Origin of the sequence: Micromonospora sp. DSM 45708 (assembly GCF_039566955.1) — a bacterium.
In the GTDB taxonomy this organism is placed as follows: Bacteria; Actinomycetota; Actinomycetes; order Mycobacteriales; family Micromonosporaceae; genus Micromonospora.
The window spans coordinates 1,229,730-1,250,436 of record NZ_CP154796.1 but is presented as its reverse complement, the minus strand read 5'-3'; the positions used below and the strand labels follow the sequence as shown (position 1 = coordinate 1,250,436).

Sequence of the window (20,707 nt, the reverse complement as noted above, 5' to 3'; positions counted from 1 at the left end):
GGAAGAGACTGCCGATGAGTGGCTGGGGCAGCTGGCGCGAGCCGGCCGAACCGGCCTGGGCGCTCGAGCCCACCCACGAGTGGCAGCCGCAGTTCCCCGGGCAGCGCTACCCGGGTGACATCGGCCTCGAACACCTGACGCCCCCGCCGCGTCGACGGGCCGTGGTGGGACGCGCCGAGGTACGCCCGGTCAGCCCCGCCCCCGAGGACGCGCATCCGATCAGCCCGGCACCGACCGACGCGTACCCGGTGAGCCCGGCGGGCTCGCGCGGGACGTACCCGGTCAGCCCGGCCGCCCCGCGCGGAACGTACCCGGTCAGCCCGGCCGCCCCGCGCGGGACGTACCCGGTCAGCCCGGCCGCGCCGGACGAGGTGCGCGGGCCGCGGCCGGTCGGCGCGTCGGGCGAGTGGCGCGACTCTCCGGACCGGTCCGGCCCGGACGGTCGACCCCCGCGTCCGGCGGACCGGACCCCGCCCGGCCCGCCTCCGTCGCCCGAACGCTTCGACCAGCGCTGGACCCGCCCCGGGGCGCCGTCGCACCGGTCGACCCCGCCGGCACCGGGCTGGATGCCGGAGCCGAGCGAGATCCCGCAACCCGCGGCGGGCTGGTCCGAGCGCCGCCGGCCGGCGGCCGACGCGGGGCGGGATGCCGTACCCGGCCGGCCGACGGAACGCCACGGTCAGGCCGGCCCCGCGCGCGAGCGCGGCACGGCGGCACACGGCGAGCCGGCCCGTGACGGTTGGCGCGAGCCGGGACCGCGTCCCCCGACGGACCGGCGCGAGCCGGTCGACGGACGGTGGGTGGACGGCACGCCGCGCCGGGACGCCGCCGTCCCCACCGGGACCGACCGGTACGGCGCCCCGCGCCCCGCGGTCGACCAGCGGTGGGACGGTCAGCACCCGCCACCCGACCGGATCCACGCCCCACAGGGCGAGTGGCCGGTGATCGAGCGGCGACCGCGTACCGAGCCGGCCGCGTACCGGCCCGACGAGCGGTCCCGCCCGCCCGCGGACCGGCCCGTCCCGGACGGGTACCCGGTCCGTCCGACCGACGACCCGCGCCGCGACGGCCGCCGTCCGGAGCAGGACGGCCCGGCCCGCCCCGAGTCCCGGGACGCCCGACCGCCCGCCGCGCACCCGGACCACCGGCCTCGGCCGGCCCAGTGGCCGGTACGCCCCGACGAGCACGCGCCGGCCCGGGCCGGTGACGTCCCGGCACGGCCGGTACCGCCGACCCGACCGGACGAGCCGCGGCGGTCCGCTCCCCCGGCGCCCGGTCGCCACGACGAGATCCGTCGGCCGGCTGCCGAGGAGGGCCGGCGGGTGTCCACCGGGCCCGCCGTCGCTCCGGTCTCCGGCGTTCCCGTCCGGGACGTGCCCGGACCCGGCAGGCCCGGTTCGCGGGCGTCCGCGCCCGGGGTGTCGGCCGACGCACCGGCCCCGACCACTCCGACTCGCCCGACCGCTCCCGCTCGCCCGGCCACTCCCACTCGTCCGGCCCCGCCCGCCTACCCCGGCCCCGCGTCCAGCCGGACGCCCGACGGCGGCGGACCGACCCGGCCCGGCCATTCCGGTCCGCCGGAGGTTCGGACGCCCCACGCCGGACCGGCCACGCCGGCCGGAGGTGAGCGCCCGACAGCCGGCCCGACCGTCGGTGGCACGGCTGCCGGCCAGGGCCGGGACCGGCCGGAGCATGCCGGGTACCGCCCGCCGGTAGACGAGGCGGGCCCGACGCCGCAGACGAGTGGCTCCGGCGCGGAGACATGGTTCCGGCCGAACAACCCGGCGACGGCCGGCGGGCGTGACGGTCAACCGGGCGGCACGGCCCCTTCCGCGGAGCCGGCTGCGCCGTCCGTTTCCAGCGGGCCGAGCGTGCCGGCAGAACCCGTTCCCGCCGCCACGCCGGCCGGCCACGTCCCGGCTGCCGCGCCGACGGACGAGGTCGCGACTGCCACGCCGGCCGGGCCGGAACGCCAGGTCGGTCCGATCGCGCCCGCCGAAGCGACGGGTCCGGCCGGCGACCGCTACGGACCTGAGAGCGTGAACGAGTCGGCGGTCGCATCCGTGCACCAGGCGGTCCGCCCGGATCCGACCGACCCCGCCGGCCCAGCCGGTCCCGCCGGGCGTTCCGACGGCGGAGCGGCCGGCACCGGCCCGGACGGACGGGACGGTACCGGGCTCGGCACCACGCCCCGGGCCACCGAACGAGCCGGGCACACCCGGTTCACGTCCACGTCCGTCGACGATGCCGAGCACGTCGACCAGGACGGACACCGCGCGGCCGACCCGCCGGCCGGCCCGCTCGCCGCAACGGCGACCGGGGTCGCGCACCCCGGCGCGCGCCCGCCGGAGTCCCAGGCGTCGGCGCCCGCCGACTCCCCGACGCCGCTCACGGCGCCCGCCGGCTCCCGAACCCCCACGTCGACCGTCCCGACCACCGACTCCGCGCCATCCGCCGGTCACGACGGGCCGGCAACGACCGGAGACCCGGCCGGGCACCACAGCACGTTCACCGACGACCGGGCGGTCCACACGGCCGCCCCTGACGCGACGGCCCTCACCGGGGTCGACGCCGCGCCGGTCCCGGTGACCGACGACGCGCCGCACACCGGCACCGACGTCACGTCACAGCCGTACACCGACGAGCCGCCGCGCACGGGCACCGACGAGCCGTCGCGCACGGGCACCGACGTCACGTCACAGCCGTACACCGACGAGCCGTCGCGCACCGAGTCCGGCGCCACGGCTGACGCGGTCGTCCACGTCCAGCCCGGCCCGGGGACCGACGCCGTGGCGAGCACGGATGCCGTGCCGCAGGCCACGGCGGTCGAGGATACGACCGTCCCCTCGGGAGCAGCAGGGGTCTCGACCGCGCCGGCCCCGGGGACCGGGGGCACCGCTCCGAACACCGACGGCCGGGAGCAGGTGGTGGCGGGCGACGTGCGCGCTGACGCCGCCGCACCCGGCCCCGCACCGGTCGTGGACGGCCCGACCGGTGACGAGCCGACCGGTGACGGCCCGACCGACGCCAACGCGACCGACCAGGGCCCGAGCGGCAGTGGGCCGAGAGACGTCCTCCGACCGGCGTCCGGTGTCGCGGTGGCGGACGAGGAGCAGTCCGCCGGCGCGGTCTTCACTGAGGACGAGCCGCGTCGCGTGGCCCTGGCCGAAGAAGATTCGCCCAGCACCCCACCGGCCGCTGCGGATTCCGCCAGCACCACCCTGGCCGAAGGAGGTCCGGTCGATCCCACCCCGACTCCGGCCGGCCACGTCCGGAGCGCCGCGGCGACCGACACGGATCCCGCCGGCCCGACCCGGGCGGAGGCCACTTCCACCGACTCGCGTGCCCCCGGCACGACCCCCACCGACAGCACGAACCCGGCCGTCACGAACCCCGCCGCCACCGACGCGCCCCGCACCCACGCCACGCCCACCGACACCGACGCCCCCACCACGGCCCGGACCGACGCGGCGACCACCGAGGCCCCCGCCACGCCCGCCGGCATCCCCACCCCCCGCACCACTCGGGCCGACGCCACGACCGGTACGACCGTCGGAGAGCGGGACGCACCCGAGCCGGTCGGCGCGTCGGCGGCACGAGCCGACGCCGGACCGGTACGGACGGACCCGGCCGGCCGGTCGGCTGACCCGCGTACCCCCGGATCGGGGCCGGCGGGCGACGTCCGGGCGGACCTGCCGGGCGACGAGCCGGCGCCGCCGCGTCCGGTGGACCCGGAGCGGGCCCTGGCCGCCGTCCACTGGCGGCTGCACCCGGAGACGCTGCGCGAGGAGACGCCCGATCCGGCGGAGCTGCGGCGGATCCGGGACGGTCTCACCGGCAAGCTCGACACCGCGCTGGACAACCGCAGCCGGGCGCGGCTGCTCAGCCTGCGTGCGGTGGCGTCCCGGGTCCTCGGTGACGCCGACGACGCGGTCGCCGACGCGCGGCTGGCCCTCACGTACGCGGAGGCCACCGGCGAGTTGCGGCGGACCGCGCTGGCCCGCGCCCGGCTGGCCGAGGTGCTGCGTTGGCGGGGCGAGTACGCGGAGGCCGACCGGCTCTTCGCCGAGGCGAACTCGACGGAACTGCCGGACCGGTTGCGCGCGCTGCTGCACGAGCACGCCGGTCGCTGCTGCTACGACCAGGGCCGACTGACCGAGGCGTGCCTGCACTTCGAGCGGGCGCTGGACCTGCGCCGGGGCGAGGACGCGGCGCTGAACGCACGGACCCTGGTCGCGCTGGACGCGGTCGCGGCGCGGGCGGCGAGCGACGGGTTCGGGCCGGCGCCGCGCGGGCGGGCGGAGGTGCTCGGCACGCCGCGGTACCCGGTGGCGACGTTCGACGAGGAGCAGGAGCTCTGGGGGTACGCGGACGCCGACGGTGAGCTGGTGATCGGGCACCGGTACGCCGAGGCGCAGCCGTTCCACGAGGGTTTGGCCTGGGTCCGCCGGCCGGAGGCGTCCCGCTGGGCGTTGATCGACACGTCAGGGGCGGCGCTGATCGAGGCGAACAACGGCTACCGCTCGGTGGGCGCGTTCGCCGAGGGCCTGTCGTGGGTGAGCATGGACGGCAAGGGCCGGTGGATGGCCGTCGACCGGATGAACATCGTGCAGATCCCGCCCGGTTACGAGGAGGTCCGACCGTTCCGCAACGGCCTGGCCGCGGTGCGGCAGAACGGCGGCTGGGGGGCGGTGGACCACGCCGGTGAGGTGGTGGTGCCGACCCGCTACCACGGGCTCGGCACGCCGCTGGCCGACGGCCGGCACCTGGACGGCTTCACCGAGGAGGGGCTGGCGGTGGTCGAGCTGGCCGGCCGGCGGGGGGTGGTGGACCGCAACGGCCGGGTACGGGTGGCGCCCGCGTACCCGACGCTGGTGATCCACCCGGTGGCGTTCCTGGTCACCACCGAGACGGGTCGCTGGGGCGCGCTGGACCGGCACGGTGAGCCGCTGATCGACCCGGTGCACCCGGGCCGGGCCGCGGTGGCCGCCGAGATCGACCGGCTGCTCGCCGACGCGAACCCGGTGCTCTGACCCGGGGAGCCACGACGGGTGCCCGCCGTCGGGCGGGGCTAGGGTCGAGGCATGGAATTCCGACACCTGGGCCGCTCCGGCCTGATGGTCAGCGAGATCTCGTACGGCAACTGGATCACCCACGGCTCGCAGGTCGAGGAGGACGCGGCGGTCGCCTGTGTGCGGGCCGCCCTCGACAGCGGCATCACCACGTTCGACACCGCCGACGTCTACGCCGGCACCCGCGCCGAGTCGGTGCTCGGCCGCGCGCTGGCCGGCGAGCGCCGCGAGGGGCTGGAGATCTTCACCAAGGTGTACTGGCCGACCGGGCCGGGCCGCAACGACCGTGGCCTGTCCCGCAAGCACATCATGGAGTCGATCGACGGCTCGCTGCGCCGCCTCCAGACCGACCACGTCGACCTGTACCAGGCACACCGCTACGACGTCAGCACGCCGCTGGAGGAGACGATGGAGGCGTTCGCCGACGTCGTGCACGCCGGCAAGGCGCACTACATCGGCGTCTCCGAGTGGACGGCGGCGCAGCTTCGCGAGGCGCACGCGCTCGCCCGTGAGCTGCGCATCCCGCTGGTCTCCAGCCAGCCGCAGTATTCGATGCTGTGGCGGGTCATCGAGGCCGAGGTGATCCCGGCCAGCGAGGAGCTGGGCATCGGCCAGATCGTCTGGTCGCCGATGGCGCAGGGCGTGCTCTCCGGCAAGTACCTGCCCGGCCAGCCGCCGCCGGCCGGTTCCCGCGCCACCGACGAGAAGTCCGGCGCGAACTTCATCGCCCGGTGGATGTCCGACGAGGTGCTCACCCGGGTGCAGCAGCTCAAGCCGCTCGCCGAGCAGGCCGGGCTGACCATGCCGCAGCTCGCGGTCGCCTGGGTGCTCCAGAACCCGAACGTGTCCTCCGCGATCATCGGCGCGTCCCGGCCCGAGCAGGTGCACGACAACGTGAAGGCGGCGGGCGTGAAGCTCGACGCCGGCCTGCTCAAGGCGATCGACGACATCGTCGAGCCGGTCACCGAGCGGAACCCGGCGAAGACGGACAGCCCGGCGCGGCGTCCGTGACGCCCGCCGTCCCCGGGCCGGCGTCGCCGTCGGCCCGGGGACGGCCGGGTCAGCCCTGCCAGAACCGGATCAGGTAGAGCCCCAGCCGGTAGAGGTCCGGCGGGAGGCCGAGCGCGTCGCCGACCGCGAAGACCCCGCCGAAGAACGCGCCGCCGATCTGCGGGCTCCACAGCAACGCGAAGAGCAGGATGAATCCGTACGGGGCGAACAGGTCGTACATCCGCCGGTAGGCGGGGCTGAGCCAGGGCTGGATCATGTTGCCGCCGTCCAGGCCCGGCACCGGCAGCAGGTTGAGCACGCTGGCCATGAGCTGGAGGAACGCGAGCAGCGCGACGCCGGACCAGAACTCCAGCGGCCCGCCCAGCGCCGGCCCCCACGTCACGGCCGCCACCAGCACCAGCGTGAACACCACGTTGGTGGCCGGCCCGGCGAGACTGACCAGGGTGTGCCGCAGCCGCCCGGGAATGGCGTGCCGGTCCACCCAGACCGCGCCGCCGGGCAGGCCGATGCCGCCGAGCAGCAGCACGACCACCGGCAACACGATCGACAGCAGCGGGCTGGTGTATTTCAGCGGGTTGAGCGTCAGGTAACCGCGATGGGCGATGTCCCGGTCGCCGGCCCGGTACGCGACCACGGCGTGCGCGTACTCGTGCAGGCAGAGCGAGACCAGCCAGCCGGCGACCACGAAGAGGAACACGTCGAACCGGACGTTGCCGTACCGGTTCCAGGTCATCACCCCGCCGGCAGCGAAGAGCGCGACCAGGCCCAGGAAGATGGGGCTGGGCCGGAACGCCGCCCGGGGCACGCCGAGGATCAGCGGGTCGCCCGGGCGGTCGTAGCCCGTCATTCGGCCGGGGGTTGCAGGCTCATCCGGTAGTCCACCCGGTCGTCCTCGACCAGCACGACTGAGGTGACGCCGGATGTCGCGAGCTCCCGCCAGGCCTGGCCGATCCAGGACTCGGCGTCCGCCTGGCTCGGGAACGACTCGCCCGGCCCGTCGACCGGGTCGCCGTCCGCGCCCTCGTACCGCCAGCTCCACGCCATGCCGCGTCTCCCCTCGCCGCCCGTCGCCCCGCAGGACCGGAAACCCCCGCAAGCCTAGTCGGCCCGTCGCGCCACAGCCCCCACCGCTCCCGCGATCTTGCGCTTGTCGCCCCCGCAGAACGGGGCATTTGCCGCGCTCCGCGGGCAGCAACCGCAAGATCGGCACTGGGAGGGGGTGGGGCGGACCGGCAGCCGGAGAACTAAGGTACGGACATGTCCGTTGACGGGTGGCACACCCTCCTGGTGCTCGGCGGTATCCGCTCCGGCAAGTCCGAGTTCGCCGAGTCCCTGGTCGCCGACGCGCCCACGGTCCGCTACGTGGCCACCGCCCCGACCGGGGATCCGGATGACACCGAGTGGGCGACCCGCCTCGCGGCGCACCGCGCCCGGCGGCCGGGAAGCTGGACCACCGAGGAGACCGCGACGGATCCGGGCCGGCTGGCCGAGGTGATCGCCGCCGCCGGCCCGAACGACACGCTGCTCGTGGACGACCTGGGCGGCTGGGTCACCGTGCTGCTCGACCCGGCCCACCAGCCGGCCGACGACACCGCCACCGTCGCCGAGCTGGCCGCCGCGGTGCGGGCGAGCGAGGCCCGGCTGGTGCTGGTCAGCCCCGAGGTGGGCCTGTCCCTGGTGCCCACCACCCCGCTGGGCCGGGCGTTCACCGACGCGTTGGGCGCCACCAACCGGGCGGTGGCCGACGCCTGCGACGCGGTCGCGCTCGTGGTGGCCGGGCAGACCGCCTGGCTCAAGCCGCCCGCCACGTCGCACCAGCCGGCCACCCACGCCCCGGCCGGCATCCCCGCCCCCGCCGCCCCCGCCGACCCGGCCACCGCCGCCGGCGCCCACCCGACCCCGGCCGGCGTCCACACCGCCGGCACGGGCGCCCACCCGGCCACCGTCCCCGCCCCGTCCCCGCCCCGGCACGCGGCCGGCGGCCGGGGCGTCGACGACGTGGCGCTGCCCGAGGTGCTCACCCCGGCCGCGACGCCGCCACCGGCCGGCGCGCCGGCCGGCACGACCGGCGCGGGCGACTGGGCGGCACCCACCATGGCGCTGCCGATGATCGCCACCGGCCTGGTCATCCAGCCGGGCATGGATCTGCCGATGCCGGACGACTACACCGGCCCGCAGGCGGTCGACCGGCTCGCCACGCTGGACGTCCCCGGCGCCGGTCTCGGCGTGCTGGAACAGGTGGTCGGCTTCGCCGCCGCCACCCAGGGCACCTCGACCCCGCGCCCCTGGGACACCGTCCGGGTGCTGCTGCTGCACGGCGACCACGAAGGCGGCGCGTCGGCCGGCGCGGTGGCCGGCGAGTCGGCCCGCCGGGCCCGACAGGCCCGCGCCGGCCGGGGCGCGCTGGCCCGGCTGGCCGCCGAGAACCGCGCCAGCCTCCAGGTCGTCGAGACGCCCGCCTCGGCGCCGTTCGAGGACGGCCCGGCGCTCACCGGCGAGCAGGTCGAGGCGGCGCTGCGCTACGGGTGGCGGTTGGCCGAGCAGGCCGCCGACGCGGGCGTGCAACTGCTGGTGCTGGCGGCCTGCGGGGCCGGCGCCGAGGCAGCCGCCGCGGCGGTGCTGGCGGCCACCGCCGGCGCGGAGCCGCCGGCGGTGCTCGGTCGGGTGGTGAACGACCGGGGCGAGATCGACGACAACGCCTGGATGGTCCGCTGCGCGGCGGTCCGGGACGCGCTGCACCGCACCCGGCGCTCCCCCCGCGAGGCCCACGACATCCTGGCGGAGCTGGGCGGCGGCGACATCGCGACGGCCACCGGCGTGCTGCTCGGGGCCACCGCCCGGCGGGTCCCGGTGCTGCTCGACGGGCCGGTCGGCACCGCCGCCGGCATGGTCAGCCGCGACCTGGCCGGGCAGGCCCGGCACTGGTGCCTGCTGCCCGACCACGGCGGCCGGCCCGGGGTGCGGCTCGCCGCCGACGTGCTCGGCCTGACACCGCTGCTGGACCTGCGCCTCGACCTGGGCGAGGGGGCGACCGCGTTGGCCGCGCTGCCGCTGCTGCGCTCGGCGCTGTCGCTCGCCGCCACGCTGCCGGCGCACCCGTCGCTGGGCGGCGTCGACGAGGACGCGCCCGCCCACGAGCCGGACTTCGCCGAGCCGGTGCCGGCCGGACCGGGTCCGACCACGATCGGGTCCGACGAGCCGGTCTCGCCCGGCCGACGTGCCGACTGAGCGCCGGCTCGCCGACGGCGTCCGGCTGGCGCTGACCACGTTCACCACCGCGCCGGTACGCGCCGGCCGGGTCGACCGGGCCACCGCCGGCACCGCGATGGCGCTGGCCCCGGCGGTCGGCGCGCTGCTCGGCGCGGTGCTCGGCGGAGCGCTGCTGCTGGCCGCGGCGCTCGCCCCGCCGCTGGTCGCCGCCGGGGTGACGGTCGGGTTGGGCGCGCTGCTCACCCGGGGCCTGCACCTGGACGGGCTGGCCGACACCGTGGACGCGCTCGGCTCGTACCGGCGCGGACCGGCCGCGCTGGCGATCATGAAGCAGCCGGACGTCGGCCCGTTCGGGGTGGTCGCGCTGGTGCTCGTCCTCCTGCTCCAGACCGCGGTGCTGGCGGAGCTGGCCGGGCGGGACGCCCCGGCGACGCTCGCGTCGGTGGTCGCGGCCACCGCGACCGGGCGGCTGGCGGTGGGCGTGGCCTGCCGGCGCGGCGTGCCGGCGGCCCGGCCGGACGGGCTGGGCGCGCTGGTCGCCGGCACGGTGGGGTGGGGCGTCCTGACGCTCGGCGCGCTCGCCGTCGCGCTGCTGGCCGCGCCCGCGGTGCCGGGCCGCCCGTGGCAGGGTCCGCTCGCCGTGCTCGGCGCGCTCGCCGTCGCGGCCGGGCTGCTCCGGCACCTGGTACGCCGCTTCGGCGGCATCACCGGCGACGTCCTCGGAGCCCTGGTGGAGGTCGTCACCACGCTGTCCTACCTGGGACTGGTGCTGACCGGCTGATCGCCACCCGCTCGGCCGGGTAGCGTTCGGGTGAGTGCACCGGCGTGGTCGAGGGAGACGGCATGCTCATCACGGACGACTTCCTGCCCGTACCGGTGCCGGAGTCGCTCGACGCGACCTACCTGGTGCCGATCGACGGGCTGCCCCGGGTGAGCCCGAAGACCGCGGTGGAGGGGCTGACCGGCCGGCTGGCCGGGCCGGTGCACGGGCTGGCCAAGCAGATGCTCGACAGCCCGCTGATGAGCGTGGACACGCGTTCGATCAGCGAGTTCCCCGAGCTTCCGCCGGACCTGCTGGCCGCGTTCGGCGCCACCGACGAGCAACTCGCCCGGCTGGCCGCCGCCACCCACCTGGTGGTGGTGCAGGCGGAGTACCGCCCCGGCTGGCCGCCGGCGCACGAGTGGGCGGCCCGGGCGGTGGCCGCGGCCATCGCCGAGACGGTCGGCGGGGACGTGGTCGACGTGTTCGGGCTCCAGTTCCTCGACCCGGCGACGGCGCTGCGCTCACTCCCGGACGAGCACGGCCGGGTCCGGCTGGTCGACTGGGTGCTGGTGCCCTACTCGTCGGACGCCGACGGGCTCTGGTTCACCACCAAGGGGCTGCGCCGGTTCGGGTTGCTGGAGTTGCAGGCCCAGGGCGTGCCGGACCATCTCACCCGGGCCTGGGGCGCGGTGATGACCGGTGCGGCCCGGCGACTGCTGCGGGACTGGACGGACGGGCTGGCCGGCGAGGAGGTGCCGGCGTTCGTGCAGCTCCCGGTGCTGGCCACGGTGACCGGGCACGACATCGCGGTCGCGTACGGCAATCCGGAGCAGCACGGCGCGACCGCGCCGGTGCTGCTGCGGCTGGAGCTGGACCCGGCCACCGACCCGGACGCCGACTCGTTCCTCAGCCTGAACCCGCCGCCGGGGCACCCCGGGCCGCCGGGCCGCTACTTCGCCGCCGCCTGCGCGACGCTGTTCAACGGCATCCAGCCCGACGTCCGCTACACCCGCACGGACGACGCGATGAGCCGGGCCGTGGCGACCGCCCGGGCGGCGCTCGGCGACATCCGGGCCCGGTTCCTGGCCGGCGGGCTGCCGGCGGAGAGCCAGCTCGTGGTCAAGTACGGCCTGCCCGGCGACGACGGCCCGGAGTACGTCTGGGCCGGGGTGACCTCGTGGGACGCCCCGGAACGGATCGTCGGCGCGAGCGCCACCGACGCCACCACCGACCCGGGCGTGCGGATCGGCTCGCCGGTCGTGGTCGAGGCGTCGGACGTGGTGGACTGGGCCGTGCTCGACGGCACCGGTGTGCTGGAGGGCGGCTGGACCCAGGCCGTCCTCGACGCCGGCGAGCGCGGCGAGGGCTGACCCGGGTCGGTCAGCGCACCGAGGGCTGGACGAACGGCGGCCTGGTCAGGCGCATCCGGGCCCGCCGGCCACGGATGTCCACCGTCAGCTCCTCGCCGTCGGGCAGCTTCGGGTCGGTGTCGACGAGCGCGAGCGCGACGCCGTGCTTGAGCGTCGGGCTGAACGTGCCGCTGGTGACGGTGCCGACCTGGCGGTCCCCGGCGAAGACGGCCATGCCGGGGCGCGGGATGGCCCGGTCGACGGCGGTGAGCCCGCGCAGCGTACGGGCCGCTCCGGCGGCCTTCTCGGCGCGCAGCACGTCCCGGCCCCAGAAGGCCGGCTTGTCCCAGCCCACCGCCCAACCGGAGCGGCCCTGCACCGGGGTGATCTCCGGGGACAGGTCCTGCCCGTGCAGCGGGTACCCCATCTCGGTGCGCAGCGTGTCCCGGGCGGCCAGCCCGCACGCCCGCACGTCGTCACGCGCGGCGAACAGCGCGTCCCAGACGGCGACCGCGTGCTCGGCGGGCACCACCAGCTCGTAGCCCAGCTCGCCGGTGTAGCCGGTGCGGCAGACGGTCAGCTCGACGCCGGCCAGGGTGGCGGTGGAGAAGCTCATGTAGTCGTGGGCGGTGGGCAGCCCGAGGGCGTCGAGCAGCGCCGCCGAGCCCGGCCCCTGGACCGCGAGCACCGCGTACGCCTCGTGCTCGTCGGTGACGCTCACGCCGGCCGGCGCGGCGGCGCGCAGCCGGCGGGCCACCTCGGCGGTGTTCGCCGCGTTGGGCACCAGGAAGACGTGGTCGTCGGCGTGCAGGTAGGCGATGATGTCGTCCACCACGCCGCCGGTGGCGTCGTCGCAGCAGAGCGTGTACTGCGCCTGGCCGGGCGCGATCCGGCCGAGGTCGTTGCTGAGGCAGGCGTTGACGAAGTCGGCCGCGCCGGGCCCGGCGACCCGGACCTTGCCCAGGTGCGAGACGTCGAAGACGCCCACTCCGGTCCGCACGGCGGTGTGCTCCTTGAGCACGCCGCCGCCGGCGTACTCGAGCGGCATCTGCCAGCCGCCGAAGGGAGCGAACTTCGCGCCGAGCGCGGTGTGTCGCTCGTGCAGCGGGGAACGGCGCAGCCGGGTCTCGGCGGCGTCGGAGGTCACCTCGGTCATGGGTGGCAACTTACCGGCCGGGACGACGCTGGTTAGCATCGGCGGGATCCCGTCGGTGCGCATCGGCGGGACAGCCACGGTTCCGGCGGGTAGGTTGCCGCCGGAGAGACCTTCATCGCCGGCACGCGACGACGCGGCCGGCCCGGCCCGCCCGGAGTAGCTTTCGTGACATCGCCCCGCACCACCCTCAGCCTGGTCGACACCGACCCCGCCGAACTTCCCGTCGACGCGATCGTGATCGGCGTGCACAGCCAGACCACCGAACCGGGCGACGGCGCACCCGCCGGCGCCCTGCTGCTGGCCAGCGGCGCGGAGAGCATCGCCGCCGCGTTCGACGGAAAGCTGACCGAGACGCTGGCTCTGCTCGGCGCGACCGGTGGCCCCGGCGAGGTGATCAAGCTGGCCACGCTCGGCACGGTGACCGCCCCGGTGGTCGCCGCCGTCGGGCTGGGCCCGGAGCCCGCCGGCGCCGCTCCCGCCCCCGAGTCCCTGCGCCGGGCCGCCGGCGCGGCGGTCCGGGCACTGGCCGGCGCTCCCCGCGTCGCCCTCGCCCTGCCGCTGCCGGACGACGCCGACGCGCCGGCCGCGTTGCGCGCGGTCGCCGAGGGCGCGCTGCTCGGCGGCTACCGGTTCGCCGGCTACAAGACGAAGCCGCAGCCGGCCCGGCGCGAGCCGGTGGCCGAGCTGCTGATCGCGGTGCCGGACGCGGCCGACGCGACCGCCCGCGCCGAGGTCGAGCGCGCGCAGGCCGTGGCCGGCGCGGTGCGCACCAGCCGGGACTGGGTCAACACCGCCCCGAACGAGCTGCGTCCGCCGGCGTTCGCCGACGCCGTGGCCACCGCCGCCCGGGAGGCCGGGCTGGAGGTCGAGGTGCTCGACGAGGCGGCGCTGGCGGCCGGCGGCTACGGCGGCATCATCGCCGTCGGCCAGGGCTCCGAGGCGCCGCCGCGGCTGGTGAAGCTCACCTGGACGCCGGCCGGTGGCGGCAACGGCAAGCGGGTCGCGTTGGTCGGCAAGGGCATCACGTTCGACACCGGCGGCATCTCGATCAAGCCGGCGCAGGGCATGTGGGAGATGAAGTCGGACATGGCCGGCGCGGCGGCGGTCGGCGCGGCCATGCTGGCGGTGGCGGCGCTCAAGCCGGACGTGACGGTCACCGGCTACCTGCCGATGGCGGAGAACATGCCGTCGGGCACCAGCTACCGGCCGGGCGACGTGATCAGCATGTTCAACGGCAAGAAGGTGGAGGTGCTCAACACCGACGCCGAGGGCCGGATGATCCTGGCCGACGCGATGGCCCGGGCCTGCTCCGACGGTGCCGACTACCTGTTCGAGACCTCGACGCTGACCGGCGGTCAGGTGATCGCGCTGGGCAAGCGGATCGCCGGCGTGATGGGCAGCCCGGAGCTGTGCGAGCGGGTCCGGGTGGCCGGCGACGCGACCGGCGAGCCGGCCTGGCCGATGCCGCTGCCGGACGACGTGCGCAAGGGCATGGAGTCCGACGTCGCGGACATCTCCCAGGTGAACGCCGGCATGGACCGGGCCGGTCACATGCTCCAGGGCGGGGTCTTCCTGCGTGAGTTCGTCACCGACGACGTGGCGTGGGCGCACATCGACATCGCCGGCCCCGGCTACCACTCGGGCGAGGCCACCGGCTACTGGACCAAGGGCGGCACCGGCGTACCGGTCCGCACCCTGCTCCACCTGATCGACGACGTGGCCGCCAACGGCTGACCCACCCCCACCCACCCCACCCGGGTTCGAGGGCGCAGATTCACGGAAAGAGTGGCCGTCGCACGTGCGACGGCCACTCTTTCCGTGAAAGCGGCCCCTGGTTTCCGGGAGGGGGAGGGGTCAGAACAGCTCGGGGCGGCGTTTGCGGCGCTCGTTGTAGTCGCGCATCCGCTGGGGGTAGCCCATCAGGCGGACGTCGTAGATCGGGATGGCGGTCCGGTGCGCCCAGCGCCGGGCGTCCTCCGGGCTGCCGACCCGCCGCCGGGTCCACTCGCCGTCGTCGGCGATCAGCATGACGGTGGTCTCGGTGACCGTCGTCCGCGGTTCCAGGAACGCCTCGACGCCCCGCCGGGTGCGGACGAAGTTCTCGAGATGGTCCAGATCGGCGCGATCGGCGGCGCGGTCACGGCTCACCGCGGCCACCCGCTTGCGTCGTCGGAACAGCGCCACCGGACCCACTCCTCCCCCGGACGTCATCGAAGACGATGCCAAGGGTACGTGTCGCCGACGTGTCGTTGGGCACCTCGGTACGCGCCCGGCCGCCGGTGGTGACAAGATGACCGAGGTGGGGTGTGCCTGTTACTCCGCCGTAACCCCCGATGCAGTGACGCGACCTGGGAGTTGGATGTGAGCGAGCCGAACGACACGACCTTCGACATCGTCATCCTCGGAGGTGGTAGCGGCGGCTACGCGGCGGCGCTGCGTGCCGCCCAGCTGGATCTCTCCGTCGCGCTCATCGAGAAGGGCAAGCTCGGCGGCACCTGCCTGCACAACGGGTGCATCCCCACCAAGGCGCTGCTGCACGCCGCCGAGATCGCCGACCAGACCCGCGAGTCGGAGCAGTTCGGCGTGAAGGCCGAGCTGGTCGGCATCGACATGGCGGGGGTCAACTCGTACAAGGACGGCGTGGTCTCCCGCCTCTACAAGGGCCTCCAGGGCCTGGTGGGCAGCGCCAAGAAGATCACCTTCGTGGCCGGCGCCGGCAAGCTGGTCGGCAAGAACGTGGTCGAGGTGGACGGCAAGCGCTACACCGGCCGCAACGTGATCCTGGCCTCCGGCTCGTACGCGAAGAGCCTGCCCGGCCTGGAGGTCGACGGCGAGCGGATCATCACCAGCGACCACGCGCTCACCCTGGACCGCGTCCCGTCGTCGGCGATCGTGCTCGGCGGCGGCGTGATCGGCGTCGAGTTCGCCAGCGTGTGGAAGTCCTTCGGGGTGGACGTGACCATCGTCGAGGCGCTGCCCCGCCTGGTCGCGGCCGAGGACGAGGAGTCGTCGAAGGCGCTGGAGCGCGCGTTCCGCAAGCGGAAGATCAACTTCAAGGTCGGCAAGCCGTTCGAGAAGGTCGAGAAGACCGACAACGGCGTCAAGCTGACCATCCAGGGCGGCGACACCGTCGAGGCCGAGCTGCTGCTGGTCGCCGTCGGTCGCGGCCCGACCACCGCCGGCCTCGGCTACGAGGAGCAGGGCGTCAAGATGGACCGCGGCTACGTGCTGACCGACGAGCGGCTGCGCACCAGCGTGCCGAACGTCTACGCGGTCGGCGACATCGTGCCCGGCCTCCAGCTCGCGCACCGCGGTTTCCAGCAGGGCATCTTCGTCGCCGAGGAGATTGCCGGGAAGACCCCCGCCGTGATCGACGAGGCCGGCATCCCGCGCGTCACCTACTGCGACCCGGAGCTGGCCTCGGTCGGCCTGACCGAGGCGAAGGCCAAGGAGCAGTACGGCGCCGACAAGGTCAAGACCTACAACTACAACCTGGGCGGCAACGGCAAGAGCCAGATCCTCAAGACCGCCGGCCACGTGAAGCTGGTCCGGGTGGACGACGGCCCGGTGGTCGGCGTGCACATGGTCGGCGCCCGGGTCGGTGAGCTGATCGGCGAGGCGCAGCTCATCTACAACTGGGAGGCCTACCCGGCCGAGGTGGCGCAGCTGGTGCACGCCCACCCGACCCAGAACGAGGCCCTGGGCGAGGCGCACCTGGCCCTGGCCGGCAAGCCGCTGCACGCGCACGCCTGACACGACAACCGCGGCGTCCGGCGACGGGCGATGATCCCACCAGGGGAATGAAGGAGTCTGGAGAACATGCCGGTATCGGTCACCATGCCCCGGCTCGGCGAGAGCGTCACCGAGGGCACCGTCACGCGCTGGCTCAAGCAGGAGGGTGACACCGTCGAGGTCGACGAGCCCCTGCTCGAGGTGTCGACCGACAAGGTCGACACCGAGATCCCGTCCCCCGCGGCGGGCGTGCTGAGCCGGATCGTCGTCGGCGAGGACGAGACCGCCGAGGTCGGCAGCGAGCTGGCGGTCATCGCCGGCGAGGGCGAGGACACCGGCAGCGCCCCGAAGGAGGAGGTCGAGCCGGCCACCGAGCCGACCGCCGCCGCCGAGGGCGCCGGCCCCGAGCCGGAGCAGGCCGCGCAGGCCGCCGCGGAGCCCGGGGCCGAGGCCGAGCAGCCGGCCGTCGAGGAGCCGGCCCAGCCCGCCGCGTCGTCGGGCGAGGGCACCCCGGTGACCATGCCGGCCCTGGGCGAGAGCGTCACCGAGGGTACGGTGACGCGCTGGCTCAAGCAGGTCGGCGAGACCGTCGAGGTGGACGAGCCGCTGCTGGAGGTCTCCACCGACAAGGTGGACACCGAGATCCCGTCGCCGGTCGCCGGCACCGTGCTGGAGATCAAGGTCGCCGAGGACGAGACCGCCGAGGTCGGTGGCGTGCTCGCGATCGTCGGAGCGGCCGGTGCCGCGCCGGCCGAGCCGAAGCCGGAGCCGAAGGCCGAGCCCAAGGCGGAGGCGAAGCCCGAGCCGAAGCCGGAGCCCAAGGTCGAGGCGAAGCCGGAGCCCAAGGTCGAGGAGCCCACCCCGGGCATGTCCTACAACGAGCCGTCCGCCGAGGCGGAGCAGGCCGCCGAGCCGGCCAAGGCGGAGCAGGCCGCGCAGCCGGCCGCGCCGACCGCCACGCCGCAGCGCCCGACCGCCCCGGCCCAGGGTGGCGGTGAGGAGGCCGCCGGCTACGTGACGCCGCTGGTCCGCAAGCTCGCCGCCGAGCACGGCGTCGACCTGGGCTCGGTCAACGGCACCGGCGTGGGTGGCCGGATCCGCAAGCAGGACGTGCTGGAGGCGGCCGAGAAGGCGAAGGCCGCCAAGGCTCAGCCGGCCGCCGCCGAGCAGCAGCCGGCCGCGAAGGCCCCGGCCCAGCCGGCCGCCAAGCCGCAGCCGAGCGCCAAGCGGGGCACCACGGAGAAGCTGCCGCGGATCCGGGCCACCATCGCCAAGCGGATGCAGCAGTCGCTGCACGAGACGGCGCAGCTGACCACCGTCGTCGAGGTCGACGTCACCAAGGTCGCCAAGCTGCGGGCCCGGGCCAAGGAGTCGTTCCAGGCGCGGCACGGCGTGAAGCTGTCCTTCCTGCCGTTCTTCGCGCTCGCCGCCATCGAGGCGCTCCAGACCTACCCGATCATCCAGGCCAGCATGGACCTGGACGGCGGCACCATCACCTACCCGGCCGCCGAGCACCTCGGCATCGCCGTGGACACCGAGCGCGGGCTGCTCGTGCCGGTCATCCACAACGCCGGCGACCTCAACATGGGCGGCATCGCGAAGCGGATCGCCGACCTGGCCGAGCGCACCCGGGCCAACAAGATCACCCCGGACGAGATGGCCGGGGCGACCTTCACGCTGACCAACACCGGCAGCCGGGGCGCGCTCTTCGACACCCCGATCGTGCCGTCGCCGCAGTCGGCGATGCTCGGCACGGGCGCCGTGGTGAAGCGTCCGGTCGTGGTCAACGACCCGGAGCTGGGCGAGGTCATCGCGGTCCGGTCGATGGTCTACCTGGCCATGTCGTACGACCACCGGCTGATCGACGGCGCCGACGCCGCCCGCTTCCTGACCGCGGTCAAGGAGCGGCTGGAGAGCGGCAACTTCGAGGCCGAACTGGGCCTCTGACGCCTCAGGCACACAGGGGGTACGCGGCTGGAGCCGCGTACCCCCTTCGTCGTTTCCGCCCCGGCGCGGACCGCACGCTGACACACTCGGCCGGTGGGCGGGTACGGATGGCGGGGGCGCCTCGGGCCGGCGGTGCCGGTCACCCCCGGGGCCCGGGTGGACCGGTTCGAGATCTTCTTCGACCTGGTCTTCGTCTTCTCGTTCTTCATCATCACCCGGGCCACCGCGCTCCAGGTGACCGGCGGCGCGCTGCTGCACGCGCTGCTGGTGCTCGCCGTGCTGTGGTGGTCGTGGGTGGTGCACAGCGTGGTCGCCACCCGGGTCCGGCTCGGCGAGGGCTTCGTCCCGGTGCTCATGACCGTCGGCATGGCGGCGCTGTTCACGTTCGCGCTGTCGCTGCCGAACGCGTTCCGCGAGCCACGCGGCAACGCGGCCGGGCCGATCGTCGCCGCGATCAGCTACACCGTGCTGCGCATGGTGCACATGCTGCTCTACCTGCACGTGGTACGGGACAGCCCGAACGAGCGCCGGCAGTTGATCCGGTTCGCCCCGGAGTTGGTCGGCAGCACCGCGCTGCTGCTGGTCGCCGCGCTGGTGCCGCCGAGGGTCGACAACCTCGTCTCGGCGTCGGTGGTCCGCGACGGGCTGTGGGTCACTGTCGTCCTGCTCCAGTACGGCACCGGCATGCTGGCCGGCACCTGGGGCTGGGGCGTCGCCTCGGCCGAACACTGGACCGAGCGGTACGACCTCATCCTGATCATCGCGCTGGGCGAGTCGGTCATCTCGGTCGGCGTGGGCAGCAACCTGCTCGGGCAGCCACCGACCTGGCCGGCCGTGGCGGCGGCGGTGCTCGGCATCTTCTTCACCGCGGCGCTCTGGTGGGCGCACTACGACATGGTCGGGCCGGCCGCCCGGATCGCCCTGCACGCCGCCCGGGACGGGCCCCGGGTGGCGATGGCCCGGGACGCGTACGCGTACCTGTTCCTGCCGATGATCGCGGGCATCATCCTGTTCGCGCTCGGCGCCGAGATGATCGTGCACGACATCGCCAACCCGGACGTCGCCCCGTCCGAGTCGGCGCACTGGCCGGCCGTGCCGCTGCTCTTCGGCGGGGTGGCCTGCTACCTCTGCGGCAACATGCTGTTCCAGGCGCGGACGCTGCGCACGGTGAGCTGGACCCGGGTCGCGGCGGTGCTGCTGCTCGGCGCCACGGTCCCGGTCGCGGAGCGGGTGCCGGGCCTGATCGCGATGGCGCTGTTGACAGTCATCACGGTGGGCATGGTGACGGCCGAGGTGATCGTCTTCGACGAGGGCCGGCGGGCGCTGCGGAAGCTCGTCTTCGAGGAGCGGACCAGCCACGAGGCGCACGAGGCGGCCTGGCGGGCCCGATGGCACGAGCAGCCCGACGACCGCGACGAGGGCGAGTAGTGCCGGATTGAACCGGCCGGCGGTCGGCTCCGTGGAACCGCTCGGCCCACAATGGGCCTCCGAGAGGAACGGGGACCACATGACCATCGACACCGTCCACGCCGACGCGGCCGGCACCTGGCAGCTCGGCGACCTGACCGTCAACCGGATCGGCCTCGGCGCGATGCGGCTGACCGCGAACGCCGACGGCGGCCCCAGCGACCGGGACCGGGCCGTCGCCGTGCTGCGCCGCGCGGTCGAGCTGGGCGTCAACCACATCGACACGGCCGCGTTCTACTTCTCGCCGTTGCGCTCGGCCAACGAGCTGATCAACCGGGCGCTGTCGCCGTACCCGGAGGATCTGGTCATCGTGACCAAGGTGGGGCCGGGCAAGGACCCGTCCGGCGAGTGGCTGCCGGCGGCCCGGCCGGAGCAGTTGCGCGGGCAGGTCGAGGAGAACCTGCGCCAGCTCGGCCGGGACCACCTGGACGTGGTGAATCTGCGGGTGCACGGGCCGGAGCCGCTGGCCGAGCACTTCGGCGCGCTCACCGAGCTGGTCGACGCCGGGCTGATCCGGCACCTCGGCGTCTCGGCGGTACGCCCGCACCAGGTCGCCGAGGCGCGGACGATCGCCCCGGTGGTCTGCGTGCAGAACTCGTACGGCGTCGGCTACCGCCGCGGCAACGACGAGCTGATCCGGGACTGCGCCGCGTACGGCACGGCGTTCGTGCCGTTCTTCTCGCTCGTCACCAGCGGGCGGGAGGCCGGGGCGACCGGCGAGGAGCACCCGGAGGTGCTCGCGGTGGCGCGCGAGCACGGCGTCACCGCCGCCCAGGTCCGGCTGGCCTGGACGCTGGCCCGGGGCCCGAATGTGCTCGCCATCCCCGGCACCGGCGATCCGGCGCACCTGGCGCAGAACGTCGCGGCCGGCGCGCTCCGCCTCTCCCCCGCCGCCCTGGCGCGCCTCGACGCCGTCTGACGGGGGTGAGGCGGGCACCCACCCCTTCGGCCCTCGGCAGAAGGGGTGGGTGGGGATCGGGGTGGGGACGGAGACTGTGCC

14 protein-coding genes are annotated in these 20,707 nt (G+C 75.4%); 10 read left to right on the top strand and 4 right to left on the bottom strand.

Annotated elements, in window-relative coordinates; translation table 11 throughout:
* The first annotated feature begins 14 nt into the window (after nucleotides 1-14).
* Complete coding sequence (locus VKK44_RS06025; RefSeq protein ID WP_343445845.1) at nucleotides 15-5,033, top strand: WG repeat-containing protein; 5,019 nt, start codon at nucleotides 15-17, stop codon at nucleotides 5,031-5,033.
* Nucleotides 5,034-5,084: 51 nt separating this feature from the next.
* A complete protein-coding gene (locus VKK44_RS06020) occupies nucleotides 5,085-6,083 on the top strand; it encodes an aldo/keto reductase family protein (RefSeq protein ID WP_343445844.1) in 999 nt (332 codons plus the stop codon).
* Between the two features lie 49 nt (nucleotides 6,084-6,132).
* On the opposite strand, the gene VKK44_RS06015 is transcribed toward VKK44_RS06020, so the two are convergent.
* Nucleotides 6,133-6,930, bottom strand: coding sequence for a site-2 protease family protein (locus VKK44_RS06015; RefSeq protein ID WP_343445843.1), 798 nt, complete (start codon nucleotides 6,928-6,930; stop codon nucleotides 6,133-6,135).
* Complete coding sequence (locus VKK44_RS06010) at nucleotides 6,927-7,127, bottom strand: hypothetical protein (protein WP_343445842.1); 201 nt, start codon at nucleotides 7,125-7,127, stop codon at nucleotides 6,927-6,929. Before VKK44_RS06010 ends, VKK44_RS06015 begins: the two co-directional genes overlap by 4 nt.
* Nucleotides 7,128-7,340: 213 nt before the next feature.
* Between VKK44_RS06010 and VKK44_RS06005 the strand changes: the two genes are divergently transcribed.
* The 3 genes from VKK44_RS06005 to VKK44_RS05995 all read left to right on the top strand — a co-directional run bounded on the left by VKK44_RS06005 (nucleotide 7,341) and on the right by VKK44_RS05995 (nucleotide 11,426).
* Entirely contained in the window at nucleotides 7,341-9,311 is a 1,971-nt protein-coding gene (locus VKK44_RS06005) for a bifunctional adenosylcobinamide kinase/adenosylcobinamide-phosphate guanylyltransferase (protein WP_343445841.1), read from the top strand.
* The gene (locus VKK44_RS06000) at nucleotides 9,301-10,074 is read left to right on the top strand and encodes an adenosylcobinamide-GDP ribazoletransferase (protein ID WP_343445840.1); all 774 of its coding nucleotides are present in this window, start codon (nucleotides 9,301-9,303) and stop codon (nucleotides 10,072-10,074) included. Before VKK44_RS06005 ends, VKK44_RS06000 begins: the two co-directional genes overlap by 11 nt.
* A 62-nt stretch (nucleotides 10,075-10,136) precedes the next feature.
* Nucleotides 10,137-11,426 (top strand): DUF2314 domain-containing protein, encoded by a 1,290-nt coding sequence (locus tag VKK44_RS05995; RefSeq protein ID WP_343445839.1) that lies wholly within the window; start codon nucleotides 10,137-10,139, stop codon nucleotides 11,424-11,426.
* A 10-nt stretch (nucleotides 11,427-11,436) separates the two neighbouring features.
* Here VKK44_RS05995 and gcvT read toward each other — a convergent pair whose 3' ends face one another.
* The gene (gene gcvT, locus VKK44_RS05990) at nucleotides 11,437-12,561 is read right to left on the bottom strand and encodes a glycine cleavage system aminomethyltransferase GcvT (protein WP_343445838.1); all 1,125 of its coding nucleotides are present in this window, start codon (nucleotides 12,559-12,561) and stop codon (nucleotides 11,437-11,439) included.
* 165 nt (nucleotides 12,562-12,726) lie between these two features.
* On the opposite strand from gcvT, the gene VKK44_RS05985 reads away from it, so the two are divergent.
* Nucleotides 12,727-14,295, top strand: a complete 1,569-nt coding sequence (locus tag VKK44_RS05985; protein ID WP_343445837.1) for a leucyl aminopeptidase — start codon at nucleotides 12,727-12,729, stop codon at nucleotides 14,293-14,295.
* A gap of 120 nt (nucleotides 14,296-14,415) precedes the next feature.
* On the opposite strand, the gene VKK44_RS05980 is transcribed toward VKK44_RS05985, so the two are convergent.
* On the bottom strand, nucleotides 14,416-14,745 hold the full coding sequence (locus VKK44_RS05980; RefSeq protein WP_343445836.1) for a hypothetical protein: 330 nt from the start codon (nucleotides 14,743-14,745) through the stop codon (nucleotides 14,416-14,418).
* Nucleotides 14,746-14,922: 177 nt separating this feature from the next.
* Here VKK44_RS05980 and lpdA point away from each other — a divergent pair, with 177 nt between their 5' ends.
* From lpdA to VKK44_RS05960, 4 genes are all read left to right on the top strand, one after another.
* Entirely contained in the window at nucleotides 14,923-16,314 is a 1,392-nt protein-coding gene (lpdA, locus tag VKK44_RS05975) for a dihydrolipoyl dehydrogenase (RefSeq protein ID WP_343445835.1), read from the top strand.
* A gap of 66 nt (nucleotides 16,315-16,380) precedes the next feature.
* Nucleotides 16,381-18,240 (top strand): 2-oxoglutarate dehydrogenase, E2 component, dihydrolipoamide succinyltransferase, encoded by a 1,860-nt coding sequence (gene sucB, locus VKK44_RS05970; RefSeq protein ID WP_343445834.1) that lies wholly within the window; start codon nucleotides 16,381-16,383, stop codon nucleotides 18,238-18,240.
* A 93-nt stretch (nucleotides 18,241-18,333) separates the two neighbouring features.
* Nucleotides 18,334-19,668, top strand: a complete 1,335-nt coding sequence (locus VKK44_RS05965) for a low temperature requirement protein A (protein WP_343445833.1) — start codon at nucleotides 18,334-18,336, stop codon at nucleotides 19,666-19,668.
* 79 nt (nucleotides 19,669-19,747) lie between these two features.
* On the top strand, nucleotides 19,748-20,626 hold the full coding sequence (locus tag VKK44_RS05960; protein WP_343445832.1) for an oxidoreductase: 879 nt from the start codon (nucleotides 19,748-19,750) through the stop codon (nucleotides 20,624-20,626).
* The last annotated feature ends 81 nt before the right edge of the window (nucleotides 20,627-20,707 follow it).